At 62.5% G+C, this 14,105-nt stretch carries 15 protein-coding genes, 1 tRNA gene and 1 riboswitch; of the genes, 14 read left to right on the top strand and 2 right to left on the bottom strand.

The window, feature by feature from the left end; genetic code table 11:
* Complete coding sequence (gene glyA, locus BX604_RS03760) at positions 1-1,248, bottom strand: serine hydroxymethyltransferase (RefSeq protein ID WP_098549636.1); 1,248 nt, start codon at positions 1,246-1,248, stop codon at positions 1-3.
* Between the two features lie 137 nt (positions 1,249-1,385).
* A riboswitch (ZMP/ZTP riboswitch) is annotated at positions 1,386-1,486 on the bottom strand.
* A 180-nt stretch (positions 1,487-1,666) separates the two neighbouring features.
* On the opposite strand from glyA, the gene BX604_RS03770 reads away from it, so the two are divergent.
* The 9 genes from BX604_RS03770 to BX604_RS03810 all read left to right on the top strand — a co-directional run bounded on the left by BX604_RS03770 (position 1,667) and on the right by BX604_RS03810 (position 8,245).
* Entirely contained in the window at positions 1,667-2,413 is a 747-nt protein-coding gene (locus BX604_RS03770; protein ID WP_098549637.1) for an SDR family oxidoreductase, read from the top strand.
* 108 nt (positions 2,414-2,521) lie between these two features.
* Positions 2,522-3,007: a tol-pal system-associated acyl-CoA thioesterase gene (ybgC, locus tag BX604_RS03775; RefSeq protein WP_098549638.1), complete on the top strand. Its 486-nt coding sequence runs from the start codon at positions 2,522-2,524 to the stop codon at positions 3,005-3,007.
* A 130-nt stretch (positions 3,008-3,137) separates the two neighbouring features.
* Positions 3,138-3,815, top strand: a complete 678-nt coding sequence (tolQ, locus tag BX604_RS03780; protein WP_021157170.1) for a protein TolQ — start codon at positions 3,138-3,140, stop codon at positions 3,813-3,815.
* A gap of 10 nt (positions 3,816-3,825) precedes the next feature.
* Entirely contained in the window at positions 3,826-4,275 is a 450-nt protein-coding gene (gene tolR, locus BX604_RS03785) for a protein TolR (protein ID WP_098549639.1), read from the top strand.
* The gene (gene tolA, locus BX604_RS03790; RefSeq protein WP_098549640.1) at positions 4,272-5,351 is read left to right on the top strand and encodes a cell envelope integrity protein TolA; all 1,080 of its coding nucleotides are present in this window, start codon (positions 4,272-4,274) and stop codon (positions 5,349-5,351) included. Before tolR ends, tolA begins: the two co-directional genes overlap by 4 nt.
* A 109-nt stretch (positions 5,352-5,460) precedes the next feature.
* Positions 5,461-6,756 carry a Tol-Pal system beta propeller repeat protein TolB gene (gene tolB, locus BX604_RS03795; protein WP_098549641.1) on the top strand — a complete coding sequence of 432 codons (1,296 nt, stop codon included), beginning with the start codon at positions 5,461-5,463 and terminating at the stop codon, positions 6,754-6,756.
* Between the two features lie 17 nt (positions 6,757-6,773).
* Positions 6,774-7,286, top strand: coding sequence for a peptidoglycan-associated lipoprotein Pal (pal, locus tag BX604_RS03800; protein ID WP_098549642.1), 513 nt, complete (start codon positions 6,774-6,776; stop codon positions 7,284-7,286).
* A gap of 19 nt (positions 7,287-7,305) precedes the next feature.
* Positions 7,306-8,055, top strand: coding sequence for a tol-pal system protein YbgF (gene ybgF / locus BX604_RS03805; protein ID WP_098549643.1), 750 nt, complete (start codon positions 7,306-7,308; stop codon positions 8,053-8,055).
* A gap of 113 nt (positions 8,056-8,168) precedes the next feature.
* A tRNA-Lys gene (locus BX604_RS03810) sits at positions 8,169-8,245 on the top strand.
* 709 nt (positions 8,246-8,954) lie between these two features.
* On the opposite strand, the gene BX604_RS03815 is transcribed toward BX604_RS03810, so the two are convergent.
* Positions 8,955-9,263, bottom strand: a complete 309-nt coding sequence (locus tag BX604_RS03815) for a helix-turn-helix domain-containing protein (RefSeq protein ID WP_098549644.1) — start codon at positions 9,261-9,263, stop codon at positions 8,955-8,957.
* Positions 9,264-9,400: 137 nt separating this feature from the next.
* Here BX604_RS03815 and BX604_RS03820 point away from each other — a divergent pair, with 137 nt between their 5' ends.
* From BX604_RS03820 to BX604_RS03845, 5 genes are all read left to right on the top strand, one after another.
* Positions 9,401-9,814: a hypothetical protein gene (locus tag BX604_RS03820; protein WP_098549645.1), complete on the top strand. Its 414-nt coding sequence runs from the start codon at positions 9,401-9,403 to the stop codon at positions 9,812-9,814.
* Between the two features lie 50 nt (positions 9,815-9,864).
* The gene (locus BX604_RS03825) at positions 9,865-10,332 is read left to right on the top strand and encodes a hypothetical protein (protein ID WP_098549646.1); all 468 of its coding nucleotides are present in this window, start codon (positions 9,865-9,867) and stop codon (positions 10,330-10,332) included.
* Between the two features lie 368 nt (positions 10,333-10,700).
* The gene (locus BX604_RS03830) at positions 10,701-10,970 is read left to right on the top strand and encodes a type II toxin-antitoxin system TacA family antitoxin (RefSeq protein WP_098549647.1); all 270 of its coding nucleotides are present in this window, start codon (positions 10,701-10,703) and stop codon (positions 10,968-10,970) included.
* Entirely contained in the window at positions 10,967-11,455 is a 489-nt protein-coding gene (locus tag BX604_RS03835) for a GNAT family N-acetyltransferase (protein ID WP_098549648.1), read from the top strand. Before BX604_RS03830 ends, BX604_RS03835 begins: the two co-directional genes overlap by 4 nt.
* 1,407 nt (positions 11,456-12,862) lie before the next feature.
* On the top strand, positions 12,863-13,903 hold the full coding sequence (locus BX604_RS03845) for a relaxase/mobilization nuclease domain-containing protein (RefSeq protein WP_098549650.1): 1,041 nt from the start codon (positions 12,863-12,865) through the stop codon (positions 13,901-13,903).
* The last annotated feature ends 202 nt before the right edge of the window (positions 13,904-14,105 follow it).

The following is a 14,105-nucleotide window of genomic DNA, read 5'->3' on the forward strand; positions in this document are numbered from 1 at the left end:
TCAGCGATAGACCGGGAAACGCTTGGTCAGCTCGGCCACTTGCACGCGCACGCGCTCGATCGTCGCTGCGTCTTCCGGATTCTCGAGCACGTCGGCGATCAGGTTGCCGACCGTCTCGGCTTCCGCCGGGCCGAAGCCGCGCGTCGTCATGGCCGGCGAGCCCAGACGGACGCCGCTGGTGACGAACGGCTTTTCCGGATCGTTCGGGATCGCGTTCTTGTTCACCGTGATGTGCGCTGCGCCGAGCGCCGCTTCCGCTGCCTTGCCCGTGATGTTCTTCGCGCGCAGGTCGACCAGCATCACGTGGCTTTCCGTACGGCCCGACACGATGCGCAGCCCACGCTTGACCAGCGTTTCCGCCAGCACGCGTGCGTTCTCGACCACTTTTTGCTGGTATTCCTTGAATTCCGGCGACAGCGCTTCCTTGAACGCCACGGCCTTGCCCGCGATCACGTGCATCAGCGGGCCACCCTGGATGCCCGGGAAGATCGCCGAGTTGATCGGCTTCTCGTACTCGGCCTTCATCAGGATCACGCCGCCGCGCGGGCCGCGCAGGCTCTTGTGCGTGGTGGTCGTCACGAAGTCTGCGTGCGGCACCGGGTTCGGGTACACACCGGCTGCGATCAGGCCGGCGTAGTGCGCCATGTCGACCATCAGGTAGGCGCCGACCGACTTCGCGATCTTCGCCAGACGCTCGAAGTCGATCTTCAGCGCGAACGCCGATGCGCCCGCGACGATCAGCTTCGGCTTGTGTTCCTGCGCGAGCTTCTCGGCAGCTTCGTAGTCGATGTCTTCGTTTTCGTTCAGGCCGTAGCTGACGACGTTGAACCACTTGCCCGACATGTTCACCGGCGAGCCGTGCGTCAGGTGTCCACCGTGCGCGAGGCTCATGCCCATGATCGTGTCGCCCGGCTTCAGCATCGCGAAGAACACGCCCTGGTTCGCCTGCGAACCCGAGTTCGGCTGCACGTTCGCGGCTTCCGCGCCGAACAGTTGCTTCACGCGGTCGATCGCCAGTTGCTCGACGATGTCGACGTATTCGCAGCCGCCGTAGTAGCGCTTGCCCGGATAACCTTCCGCGTACTTGTTCGTGAGCTGCGAACCCTGGGCGGCCATCACGGCCGGGCTCGTGTAGTTTTCCGACGCGATCAGCTCGATGTGATCTTCCTGGCGGCGGTTTTCCTGCTCGATCGCTGCAAAGAGTTCGGGATCGACGTTCGCGATGGTGCTTTGGGCTCTGTCAAACATACGGTTTCCGTTAAGTGTGTACAGGTTGACCGGGGCGGCCGAGTACATTGCGCTGCTGGCGGGACCAGCTCGACGTGGCGGAAGAATCCGTATGACGCGAGACAGGACAGCCACCGGCGATGCACGCAACGGCGCACAACGGCTGCCCAGGCGAACGGCAAAAACGGTGCCCCGCGCTTCACGGTGGGATGCTCCACCTTGACCCCGAAGGGTTCTATCGCCAGTCACGCAGGGGTGATGAGCGCGTTAGTGTATTGGATGCGTCATGAATAGGCAACCGCGCGGCAGCCGCCCCGAAACAATAAGGGCCAGACTCTACGCACCCGTACCGGAACGCTTCGCCGCCTTGCCGCGGTGCGGCAATCTCAGTAGGCTTGCGGGATACTATCCGCCACTTTGTTACCGACCAGGAGCAGCAATGATCGTGTTCGTCACAGGCGCGTCCGCCGGCTTCGGCGCCGCCATCGCCCGTGCTTTCGTCAAGGGCGGCCATCGCGTCGTCGCAACCGCGCGCCGCAAGGATCGTCTCGATGCGCTCGCCGCAGAACTCGGCGACGCACTGCTGCCGTTCGAGCTCGACGTGCGCGACCGCGCGGCCGTCGAAGCCGTGCCGGCCGCCCTTCCCGCCGAATTCGCGGCGCTCGACGTGCTCGTCAACAACGCCGGCCTCGCGCTCGGCGTCGAACCGGCCCAGAAGGCCAGCCTCGACGAGTGGCAGACCATGATCGACACGAACTGCTCGGGCCTCGTGACCGTCACGCACACGCTGCTGCCCGGCATGATCGCCCGCGGTCGCGGCCACATCTTCAATCTCGGCTCGGTTGCCGGCATGTATCCGTATCCGGGCGGGAACGTCTACGGCGCGACCAAGGCTTTCGTCAGACAATTCAGCCTGAACCTGCGCGCCGACCTGATCGGCACGCCGTTGCGCGTAACCGACATCGAGCCGGGCCTCTGCGGCGGCACGGAATTCTCGAACGTCCGCTTCCGCGGTGACGATACGAAGGCGGCAAACGTCTACCAGAACGTCCAGCCGCTCACGCCCGAGGACATCGCCGACACGATCTACTGGATCGCGACGCGCCCCGCGCACGTCAACATCAACACGATCGAGATGATGCCGGTCGCGCAGGCGCCGGCGGGTCTCACGATCCATCGCGGCTGAAGCGCCGGATGCACCGCGGGCCCTGCCAGAGGCGGGCCCGCGGTGTGATACGGCGTACTACATTCCGTTACGAATCGGTTACGAATCCGGCCCCGCCCTTCCGGTAGAATGCGCGCCATGACTCAGCCTACCCGCTCCCCGGATGCGCCCTCCGGCTTTACCTGGCCGGTGCGCGTGTACTACGAGGATACCGATGCAGGCGGCATCGTTTTCTATGCCAACTACCTGAAATTCTTCGAACGCGCCCGCACCGAATGGCTGCGCGCGTGCGGCATCGACCAGCGTCGGCTCGCCGACGACACCGGCGCGATCTTCATCGTGCGCAGCACGTCGCTCGACTACCGCGCACCGGCGCGACTCGATGACGCACTGGCGATCACGAGCCGGCCCGGACGCATCGGCCGCGCATCGGTGGAATTCACGCAGGAAGCGTGGCGTGGCGACACGCTGCTCGTCGCTGGACATATCCGCCTCGGCTGCGTCGACCGTACCGGCATCCGGCCCGCGGCGATCCCGCCGGTCGTACTCGACGCGCTGCATCGCGGGCCCGTCATCGACGCCGGGCAGACTGTATTGTCAACGAAGCTCGCATGAGCACCGTTTAGACAATGCCCATGAACTTGCCTTCCTGAATCGATACTAAGCAAGGTTCGGCGCCAGGCTTGGCCGGCGCGCCGCGCCGCACGCATACCCGGCGCCCCGAAGGGACGTTACTCAAACCTCTATGAACACTTCTCAAGACCTGTCGATCATTTCCCTCGTCCTCAATGCGAGCGTGCTGGCCCAGGCTGTGATGGGGCTGCTGCTGCTGCTGTCGCTGATGTCGTGGACCTTCATCTTCCGCAAGTGGTTCGCGATCCGCCGCGCACGCGCGCAGACCGAGCGCTTCGAAAAGGACTTCTGGTCGGGCGGCGACCTGCAGGCGCTGTATCAGAGCGCGGCCAACAACCGCCATACGATCGGCGCGCTCGAGCGGATCTTCGAATCGGGGATGCGCGAATTCCTGAAGGCGAAGGAAAAACGCATCAGCGACCCGGGCCTCGTCCTCGACGGTGCGCGTCGCGCGATGCGCGCGTCGTTCCAGCGTGAAATGGACGTGCTCGAAGCGAACCTCGCGTTCCTCGCGTCGGTCGGCTCGGTCAGCCCGTACATCGGTCTGTTCGGCACGGTGTGGGGGATCATGAACTCGTTCCGCGGCCTCGCGAACGTGCAGCAGGCCACGCTCGCGAACGTCGCGCCGGGCATTGCGGAAGCGCTCGTCGCCACCGCAATCGGCCTGTTCGCCGCGATTCCGGCAGTCGTCGCGTACAACCGCTACGCGCACGACATCGACCGCCTCGCGATCCGCTTCGAGACCTTCATCGAAGAGTTCTCGAACATCCTGCAGCGTCAGGCCCAGTAAGGAGCACGCCATGGCAGGAAGCCCCATTCGATCCAGCATGCGCGGCGGCCGCGGGCGCCGTGCGATGGCCGACATCAACGTCGTGCCGTACATCGACGTGATGCTCGTGCTGCTCGTGATCTTCATGGTCACGGCACCGCTCGTCGCCCCGTCGATCATCAATCTGCCGACCGTCGGCAATGCCGCGCCGCAGGAACAGACGCCGCCCGTCGTCGTCAACATCAAGGCCGACCGTACGATGAGCGTCAAGTACAAGGGCGACTCCGGCGCGACGCAGGAAGACACGATGACCAAGGACGAGCTCGACAGCTTCATCTCGTCCCGTCAGGCCGACCATCCCGACCAGCCGGTCGTGATCGCGGCCGACAAGACCGTGCAGTACGATGCAGTCATGACCGTGATGTCGGATCTGAAGGCGCGCGGCGTCAAGCGCGTCGGCCTCCTCGTCAAATCGCAATGAACCGGCAGCAACCCACGCGCAGCAACGCCTACCCGCCTCAGCCTCCTCGTGAGCGCGGCACCTGGCGTGCGTTCGCGCTCGCCGCGCTGATGCACGTGCTGCTCGCGCTGTTTCTCTATCACGGCGTGCAGTGGCAGAACAGCACGCCGGCCGGCGCCGAAGCCGAGCTGTGGACCGAGGTGCCCGACGTCCCCACGCCGCGCCCCGTCGTGCCGCCGCCGCCCGCGAAGCTGGCCCCGCCCGCTCCGCCGGTCCGCGACGAGCAGGCCGACATCGCACTGCAGCAGAAGAAGCGGCAGCAGGAAGCGGCCGCGCGGGAAGCGCTGCTCGAGCAACAGCAGCGCCGCGCACAGCAGCTGAAGCAGCAGGAAGACGAAGCCCGGCGCGCGCAGCTCGCCGCCCAGCAGGCCGCCGCGCTCGCCGCACAAAAGGCCGCCGAGCGCGACAAGCAGAAGCAGGCGGACAAGCTGAAGCAACAGCAGCTCGTCGAGCAGCAGAAACTCGAACAGCAGAAGCTCGAGCAGCAGAAGCTTCAACAGCAGAAGCAGGCGCAGCTCGAAGCCCAGCAGGCAGCGAAGACCAAGGCCGATGCGGCCGCGAAGGCAAAGGCGGAAGCCCAGGCGCAGGCCAAAGCCAAGGCGAAGGCCGAAGCGACTGCCCGCGCGAAGGCCGATGCGGCATCGAAGGCGAAGCTCGACCAGGAACGGAACGCGCGCCTCGCGCAGATGCAGGGTCAGGCAGGCGCCGGCGAAGGCGGCGGCCAGGGCCTGGCGCACAGCGGCACCGGCACGGGTTCCGGTGGCAATGCTGCGTCGCCCGGTTATCCTGACAAGGTGCGTCGCCGCGTGAAGCCGAACATCGTCTGGGGCGGCGAGCGCGCTGGCCTGACGACCGTCGTCGCGATCCGCTGCACGCCGTCGGGCGACGTGCTGAGCGTTTCGATCCGCCGTTCGAGCGGAAATTCGGGGTGGGATCAAGCCGTGGTCAATGCGATCCAGGCATCGGTCCCGTTGCCACCCGATTCTAACGGTCGTACCCCATCAGACATTACGATTACCTTCAAGGCGGCGGAGTGAACGGAAATGCGCTTACACTCCGGGCGTCGCTGTCAGACGGGAACGAATCGGGTATTTTTACTGTCTCTGCGGATGCGCAGCGATTCAAGTCATACGGGAAGCAAGAAGCATGAGTTTGATGACGAAGCTAGGTTTCAGGGCACTCGTGGCCTCGTGTCTGATTGCCGCGGGCGGCACCGCTAATGCGCAGGTCAACGTGCTGATCACCGGCGTCGGTTCGACGCAGTTCCCCATCGCGACCGCGAACTTCGCGAACGAGGCGGGCCTGCCGCAGCAGGTCACGTCGATCGTCCGCGCCGACCTCGCCCGCAGCGGCAAATTCACCAATATCGACGCGGGCAGCACGCCCGTGCCCGAGACCGCATCGGTCGATCTCGGCGCATGGAAGGCCAAGGGCGCCAATGCGTTCGTCGCCGGCAGCGTGAACCGCGAAGCGAACGGCCAGTACAAGGTGAACTTCATCCTGTACGACACCGTGAAGCAGCAAAGCCTCGGCGGCCTGTCGCTGACGGCGAACGACAACACGCTGCGCACGGCCGGCCACAAGATCGCCGACTACATCTACCAGAAGCTGCTCGGCGTGCGCGGCGTGTTCGCCACGCGCCTGTCGTACGTGATCAAGACGGGCAACCGCTACCAGCTGCAGATCTCGGACTCCGACGGCCAGAACGCGCGCATCGCGCTATCGAGCACGGAGCCGATCATCTCGCCGGCGTGGTCGCCCAGCGGCACGAAGGTCGCGTACGTATCGTTCGAGCGCAAGAAGCCGATCGTCTACATCCACGACCTGCCGACCGGCCGCCGCTACATGGTCTCCGACCAGAAGGGCAACAACAGCGCGCCGGCGTGGTCGCCGGACGGCAACACGCTCGCGGTCGCGCTGTCGCTGACGGGCAATACGCAAATTTATACGGTCAATTCCAACGGCGGCGGCCTGCGTCGCCTCACGCAGAGCAGCTCGATCGACACCGAGCCGTTCTACTCGCCGGATGGCCACTGGATCTACTTCACGAGCGATCGCGGCGGTGCGCCGCAGATCTACCGGATGCCCGCGCAAGGCGAAAGCGCCGGCGCCGCGCAACGCGTGACTTTCACCGGCAGCTACAACACCAGTCCGCGCATCAGCCCGGACGGCAAGCTGCTTGCTTACATCTCCCGCACGGGCGGGGGCTTCAAGCTGTACGTTCAAGATCTGCAAACGGGCGCGGCGAACGCCATCACCAATACGAATCGCGACGAATCGCCGAGCTTCGCGGCAAACGGTCAGTACCTCCTCTACGCCACCCAGTCGGGCGGGCGCAACGTACTGGCCGCTGTGCCTTCCGACGGCAGCGCGCCGCCGCAGATCCTGTCCGTCCAGGGCGGCTCCGTTCGTGAGCCGTCGTGGGGGCCCTTCATGCAATGACCACAAGGAGAGTAACCATGATGTCGAAAAAAGTTCGTCTGGCCCTGGCCGTGATGATGATCGGCACGCTCGCAGCGTGTAAGTCGGGCGTGAAGCTCGACGACAAGGCCAACAACGCGGGTGCGATGAGCACGCAGCCGAGCGCCGACAACGTCGCACAAGTGAATGTCGATCCGCTGAACGATCCGAACAGCCCGCTCGCGAAACGCAGCATCTACTTCGACTTCGACAGCTATTCGGTGAAGGACGAGTACCAGCCGCTGATGCAGCAACACGCTCAGTACCTGAAGAGCCACCCGCAGCGTCACGTGCTGATCCAGGGCAACACCGACGAACGCGGCACGAGCGAGTACAACCTCGCGCTGGGCCAGAAGCGTGCGGAAGCTGTTCGCCGCGCGATGGCACTGCTCGGCGTGAACGACTCGCAGATGGAAGCCGTGAGCCTCGGCAAGGAAAAGCCGCAAGCAACGGGTCACGACGAAGCATCGTGGGCGCAGAACCGTCGCGCCGACCTCGTCTACCAACAGTAAGTAACGGAAGGTTCGCCGTATGACGCACCGTGTATCCTGGCTGCGAACTGCCGCAGCATTCTGTGTCGTTGGCGCGGCGTGGTCGGCCGCGCCGGCGCACGCCGGCATGTTCGACGACAACGAGGCGCGCCGCGCCGTGCTCGATCTGCGCACCAAGAGCGACAACCTGGCGAGCCAGTTGTCGGCCGCCCAGCGTACGATCCTCGATCAATCCGGCCGTCTCGACCAGCTGAACCAGCAGGTCGCAACGCTGCGCGGCGAGAACGAGGATCTGACGAACCGGCTGACGACGCTCGAACGGCAGCAGAAGGAGTACTACCAGGATCTCGACACGCGGCTTAAGAAGTTCGAGCCGCAACAGGCGACGATCGATGGTGTCGAGGGCACCGTGCAGCCGGGTGAAACGGATGCGCTCAGCGCGGCGCAACAGCAGTTCCGCAACGGTAACTTCAAGGCTGCTGCAGCGTCGTTCCGCAGCTTCATCGCGAAGTATCCGCAGAGCCCGTACCAGCCGACCGCGCAATACTGGCTCGGCAATGCACAATACGCGCTGCGCGACTATCGCGGCTCCACGGCGACGTGGCAAGCGATCGTGAGCAAGTATCCGCAGCATCCGCGCGCGGCCGACGCCCTCGTCGCAATCGGCACGAACCAGCTCGAACAAGGCCAGAAGGCGGCCGCGAAGAAGACGTACGAGCAGGTCGTGTCGCAGTACGCCGGGTCGAACGCTGCGCAGACGGCGCAAGGCAAGCTCGAAAGCATCAAATAATTATCGTGACGGGTTGTTGACAGCCCAACAACCCGTCGCTATAATCTTTTGCTCTTTGGGTCGCTTGCCAAGTTGCAGAAGCAACGAGCCAACAGAACAGGTTTCAAGAATGTGGGGTGGTAACTCAGTTGGTTAGAGTATCTGACTTTTAATCAGAGAGTCGAGGGTTCGAGTCCCTCCCACCCTACCAACTATCTTCGATAGTGCAAATAGCCTCCCTTGCGGAGGCTTTTTTGCGTCTGTTGCTTTTGTGCGGGCACGACGTCCGTTCCCTGACCGCAATGCCCCGTTAGGCGTGCGCACCAGTGACACTATGCTGCTCGCCAATCCATGTGCTGGAGCGCTATCGCAGCGACAGCTTGCACCATATCCGATCATCAAGACCGCGTTCGATCCCGATTCTCGCCTGTCGACACCGAGGATCGGTTGCAAGGAGGTCTACGATTGGATTCGCGCCAAGGCGGAATCCGATCGGAAGGGAGTCGATGCGGAAAGCTTCCCACCATTCAAGACCCGCTGATTCGCCAACGGCCCACGCACCATTGATGCACCATGTGCCGCAACGCAACGCAACGCCGCCGGCGTCGTCTCGTTCATTTCACGGCGCGAGGCCCAGCAAACTGAGCCGATCTACAGAACAGAGCCAAGCGAAGGAACCGTGGTGAGTAGCTTTGTTGTTATCTGAGCTCGGACGTTCGAAGACTTCCGGAAGCGGTCGGGCACCACGCCTCGCTGGACCTCCCATTGACGAGCGTAGTGCAGACGTGATGTGCGAGCCAATGGAGAAACTGCTTCGAGCATCTGCCGAACAGCGCTGTGCCGCGGTAACTGAGACATGCAATGCCTGAAGCGCCCTGCCGCTCCAAAAAATCGCGCTAAACCGCAAGCGACCGCTCGGATTACTCGGTAAACGCATCAATGAGCGCCAAAAGCGCCTCGCGCTTGCGCGCGTCGAGCGCGCGAAATCCAGAAACAACGCGTTGCTCATCGGGGTTCTCGAGGCGAGCCCCCTCTACTCCGGTAAGGACATAGCAGACATCCACACCTGCACCGGCGATTGCGCTCAGGTAATCGGAGTTCGGCCGACGCAAGCCCTTTTCGTACTGGTACTGCGCGTGCTGCTGGACCCCACCAAGATCTGCCAACTCGGTCTGATTCAGCCCTAAACGCAATCGCTCCCTTTTCAGGCGTGCCTCAAACTCATTCATTTGATATGATTTTCCCTTGAAAAAATATCAATAAGTCCTAAACTCAGATTCAGAAGCATCCGATTGCTAGCTTGTCGCGCCATTGCCAGGAAAAGCAGCATACCCCGCCGATCGCGACTCCTCGATGCGGAGGTTACATGTCATTCACATACGAAATCTGCGGTGCGCTGTCCGTTCTCGACAGCTTTCGCCACCAACACGCCCAGCGATTCGCCGAGAGTATTGCGAACCCCGCTGACGTCTATTTCGCCACCGACGCGGTCACTCATTCGCTCTTGATTCGCATTCGCGGCGTGCTCAATGACGATGAGGCTCGGTCCGTCGAGGAGGCGCTGGAGGAATTGTCCCAGAAATGGGCGCGTGCCGGCGCCATCTTCCGCCGTGTGCGATACGGTGAATCATCGTTTATTCCCGTCGGCCTTGCCCAATACGTCGAACTGCTTGAAGAACTCGCCGACGAGCACCCGCAACTGGAGGCCTTCCTGCAACGCCAGGCACGGATTCTGGAAAAGTTTCGGCCCTCCGCCGCTTCACGCGTGAGAGAACGCTGACAGACCGCAACACCATACGGCCTAGGATAACCGAAGCAACGGAGAAGACAATGGAAGAGCCAGCATGCTACGTCCTGTCAGGTGCGCTATCCGTCCAGGACGATTTGGAAGATGAACAGCTTGATCGGGTGTCTCGGCATTTGGGCGGCATAGCGACGGTGCACTTGAAGCACGACAAGGTGGCGCACACCGTCTCACTGCGCATCTCGGGCGAATTGATGCGCGACGACGTGCGCTACATTGAGCAGCGCGTCGAGCGCTTCGCCGAGGAGAATGCCCGGGCCGCCGCGATTCTGCTGAGCGAGTGGAAATGCGAGACGAGCGAACTCGTCGTCGGTATGAACTGGGACGCTCAATGCCTGATCCGGCTCGGTGCGGTACAAGAACAACTCGCAAAACTCACCGAACGGTATTTCGACTTTCTGCTGCGGCTCGAGCCTCCTGACGCTCCCGTGCACGGCCGCCCGCTTCTGTGCGTCGCGATTGAGACCGACGACGATCGACGGTTTGGCCAATGAGTGCGCTCCGCAGGTCTGGCAAGGCGACTCTAGCGAGTTTATCCGTGTGGCGCAGCGAAAGCGTCTCCGAAGACGCACCGTGCCACGCTCCCCTGTGCTGACGACACCGACCACCTGACAACGGAGCAATGTTCGGCATATGGCACCGGATCTCGATTGGATGGCGGCCGTGCTGCGCGCGCAGCGCCTTCGTGAACTACTCGCCGCCGCAGGACCGCCGGCGACCTGATCTGTCAGCGTGTACGGCCCAGTCCATCGTGAATACCGCCCGCCCAATGTGAACGAACAACCGATCGAACCGGCAAATTTCCGTACAGATTGACTTGACCGGCAATTTTCCGTACAGTTGCATCAGGAGGTAAACGACCATGGCTACTACTCGATTTGAAGCTCGCATTGAGACAGACGTGCATGCAGTGATCCGGCGCGCCGCCGAGATCCAAGGGCGCACCATGTCAGACTTCGTCGTGTCTGCCGCTCGCGAAGCGGCGCAACGTGCAATCGCCGACGCCGAAATTATCCGGCTGTCGGTGACGGACTCCGAACGTTTCGCGCAAGCAATTCTGTCGCCGGCAGAACCCGTCGACGCGCTGAAGCGTGCGCTCGAACGCCACGATCAACTCCTGCGTGACGAATGAGCCGTTCACCACTTGTTGTCGCTGCCCTGGGACCGATTCATAACCGATCGCAATTCGCTTGCGGAACGCCAGCGCTAGACCGTTATTTGCGAGAGCAAGTCACGCAGGACGTTCGCCGAAAGATTGCGGCCTGTTTCGTCATGCTCGACGGCAACGTCGTTGTCGGCTACTACACGCTGTCAGCCGCCAGTATCACCCTTGCAGACTTACCGCATGATCTGGCACGCAAGCTGCCGCGATATCCGGCGATTCCAGCCGTGCGCATGGGGCGGTTGGCTGTTGACCAGACTTACCGAGGCAGGGGATTCGGAGCGGCGCTGCTCGTGAATGCGCTACAGCGTGCCGCGAGATCAGAAATCGCCGCAGTAGCCCTCACGGTCGACGCGAAGAACGAGGCCGCCGCCACGTTCTATCGGCATTTCGGCTTTGAGCAACTGGCGACTGACCCATTAGCGTTGTTTTTGCCTTTGGCAACCGTGAAGTAAGGCATGCGCCCAAGATGGGCGAATGCCCGTATCGGAATATCGCGCACGCGCCTCGCGTGGAACACCGGTCACCGAGACTTCACCATACCAGCCAGCGCGCGAACCGGCTTGGCGAGCCGCCATAGCCCAGTGTCGTCAGCCAAAAAAATTTCAGCATTCAGCGGATTGGCTGAGAACAACACGGATGCATGCGCCCCCGATACCTCGGCATGCTCTCTTGTTTCCTCTGAAAAATCGACCTAGATTCAAGCCAATCCGGTCGGGTCAACCTGCATACGCAACCGAGCACGTGCTGGCCCACACCGTCACCTCGGTTCACTGGTCACGAACGCCCATCGTGCCGTTCGCGACGAGCCTGCATCTGAACACTTTTTGCGACCCTCGCCATCGGTTGCAGGTACACGGCATGCACGACCGACTGCATTTCTGTGTGCATCGGTCCCGGCCCTTGGGATGCGCTCCATGAGGAATGCCACCATGAAATTGCGCCCAATCATCACTCAACCGCTCAATGGACGGCAGTGCCGAGTGAAGCTTGACGCCTGTCCACGGCAAGGAAATCTTCGCCGAGTGTGGAATGGTAGCCAATCGGCTGACTATGAGCGCGTATCGCCCCGCCCGGTGTGGCTCGAGCGCCTTGTTATGCATACGGCGGAGCCGAAATTCGCCGACATTCGGCCCAGGCAACAAGACGCCACGCGCCGCCAGATTGATATTGCTTCGTCGATCGGTTCTTGCTCAATGCCCCGAGTAACGAGAGGCCTATTCGAAGGCACTCCCGATGCAATCCCCTCTGCCCCTTCAAAAGCAATTCCGCGCACCCGAGCAGGCCGTCACACGTGCGCCCGCCCCACTACCGATACCCAACCCGCGGCAGGTGAACCGTGAACGCACCCCGGGCGAGACTCAGCGTCGAACTTGGGCCGCTTAAAGCCGAATGGGAGGCGTGGTGCGCACAACGCGGCGTCACGCCCAGCGAGGGTTTGCGGCAGTTCGCAGCGAAGGCCATTGAACGGGCAGCCGACCGATCAGACACGCGAGCATCATTTCCCCCTCGAGATGGGCCCTGCGTACGCATCGGGATCGGGCTCACTCGCACTGAGCACGAATGCGTCAGGGCCGCGGCCTATGTTAGCGGTTTCACGGCCAACCGATGGATCGTCGCGCTGATTCGGGCGCACCTCACCGGTGAACCGCAGCTTGGGAACCGAGAGTTAACACTTCTCGCAGAGTCCAATCAACAACTTGCGGTAATCCGTAAGCTACTCGGTGAACTCGTCAGGAGTTCAGACACGAGCCCCTCTCGGCAGGGACCCGCTTGGGAGGACACTCGCGCAGCAATTGACGCGCACCTACGCGCCGCCGCGAAGCTCGTGCGAAGCAACCTGGATCGATGGAGCCGCTGACATGGCCTTTCCCAGAACCTACGTCGATGCTCTGCTGGTCAACTGGGGAGATCGACTGTTTCACGAACCGCTTCGGCATGCCCACGCTCAGCACCTATCGCATTGGACAATGCACCGACACGCCCTGCATTTGCGTGAGAAGCTGGTTGCAACGCTTGGGCGCGCTCCAGAGGTGATGGTCAAGATTAGCAACAAGGGGGGCGGCGCGCAGGGGATGGCCGTAGTCCGTCGTCACTTGCAGTACATCTCCCGCAACGGTGATGTCGAGTTGGAAGATCAGGACAGGCATGTGATCAACGGAAAGGCCGAGTTGAACGACCTCCTCGAGCAATGGCACTTGGGCGGCTGGGGAATTCCCCAAGAAAGCAGGCGTAGAGAAACCCTCAATGTGCTGCTTTCGATGCCTCCCGGTACAAATCGCCAAGCAGTTCGGGATGCGGCAAGCGCATTTGCGCACGAGACATTCGGCGATGGGCGTCCATACGTCTTCGCGGTACACGATGATGAAGCACATCCTCATGTACATCTAAGTATCCATACACGTGGTCCTGACGGCCAGCGACTCAATCCGCGCAAACAGGATTTGCAGCAGTGGCGAGAATCCTTCGCGCGGCACTTGCGAGAACATGGCGTCGACGCGAACGCGACACCCAGAATCGTGCGCGGCCAAACTCAACGCTTTCCGAAACAAGCCGCTATTTGGATGGCCGCACAAGGCATTCCTCTTCGCTTTTACTCGCCGGTGATCGACGAAGAGACCCGTCAGGTTCTATGGGAGGCACATCTCGACACCTTGAGCGCGTGGCACGAAATCGCACACGCACTAGCCCATTCCAACGTCCCCGAGGATAGGGCAATGGCAATCGACATCGCAAATTTTGTGTCACGAATGCCAATCCGAGCGTTGAGTCCCGCGCCCACCCCGCAACATCGTGGCCCCGCGCAACAGCCCGACCATTCAGTCAACCGAGCGCGCGCGACATACAGTCCGGATTTGCCATCCAATGAACGTGGCGCGCCATCGTTCGACATAGACCTCTAATATGCCCGTCGCGCAGTCCGCGACCAGCACGGTTCTCGAGCGGCAGGCCGAACGCCGCCGCGCGGCCGGCGGGGCTAAGCTCGGAGCTGTAGCTCGTCAGCCTGCGGCAATACTGCGCCGCTTGGCACGGACTCAGCGTGCTCGCCTCATAGGCCGCGATACCGTCGCGAAACAGTGCGACCAACGCGCCGGAACCCGGCTC

The sequence above is a fragment of the Burkholderia sp. JKS000303 genome (assembly GCF_002563755.1).
Lineage (GTDB): Bacteria > Pseudomonadota > Gammaproteobacteria > Burkholderiales > Burkholderiaceae > Burkholderia > Burkholderia anthina_B.

Excerpts from the sequence above, each read along its gene's own strand:
- glyA (WP_098549636.1), bottom strand. The coding sequence starts at position 1,248 with ATGTTTGACAGAGCCCAAAGCACCATCGCGAACGTCGATCCCGAACTC.
- BX604_RS03770 (WP_098549637.1), top strand. The coding sequence starts at position 1,667 with ATGATCGTGTTCGTCACAGGCGCGTCCGCCGGCTTCGGCGCCGCCATC.
- ybgC (WP_098549638.1), top strand. The coding sequence starts at position 2,522 with ATGCGCGCCATGACTCAGCCTACCCGCTCCCCGGATGCGCCCTCCGGC.
- tolQ (WP_021157170.1), top strand. The coding sequence starts at position 3,138 with ATGAACACTTCTCAAGACCTGTCGATCATTTCCCTCGTCCTCAATGCG.
- tolR (WP_098549639.1), top strand. The coding sequence starts at position 3,826 with ATGGCAGGAAGCCCCATTCGATCCAGCATGCGCGGCGGCCGCGGGCGC.
- tolA (WP_098549640.1), top strand. The coding sequence starts at position 4,272 with ATGAACCGGCAGCAACCCACGCGCAGCAACGCCTACCCGCCTCAGCCT.
- tolB (WP_098549641.1), top strand. The coding sequence starts at position 5,461 with ATGAGTTTGATGACGAAGCTAGGTTTCAGGGCACTCGTGGCCTCGTGT.
- pal (WP_098549642.1), top strand. The coding sequence starts at position 6,774 with ATGATGTCGAAAAAAGTTCGTCTGGCCCTGGCCGTGATGATGATCGGC.
- ybgF (WP_098549643.1), top strand. The coding sequence starts at position 7,306 with ATGACGCACCGTGTATCCTGGCTGCGAACTGCCGCAGCATTCTGTGTC.
- BX604_RS03815 (WP_098549644.1), bottom strand. The coding sequence starts at position 9,263 with ATGAATGAGTTTGAGGCACGCCTGAAAAGGGAGCGATTGCGTTTAGGG.
- BX604_RS03820 (WP_098549645.1), top strand. The coding sequence starts at position 9,401 with ATGTCATTCACATACGAAATCTGCGGTGCGCTGTCCGTTCTCGACAGC.
- BX604_RS03825 (WP_098549646.1), top strand. The coding sequence starts at position 9,865 with ATGGAAGAGCCAGCATGCTACGTCCTGTCAGGTGCGCTATCCGTCCAG.
- BX604_RS03830 (WP_098549647.1), top strand. The coding sequence starts at position 10,701 with ATGGCTACTACTCGATTTGAAGCTCGCATTGAGACAGACGTGCATGCA.
- BX604_RS03835 (WP_098549648.1), top strand. The coding sequence starts at position 10,967 with ATGAGCCGTTCACCACTTGTTGTCGCTGCCCTGGGACCGATTCATAAC.
- BX604_RS03845 (WP_098549650.1), top strand. The coding sequence starts at position 12,863 with ATGGCCTTTCCCAGAACCTACGTCGATGCTCTGCTGGTCAACTGGGGA.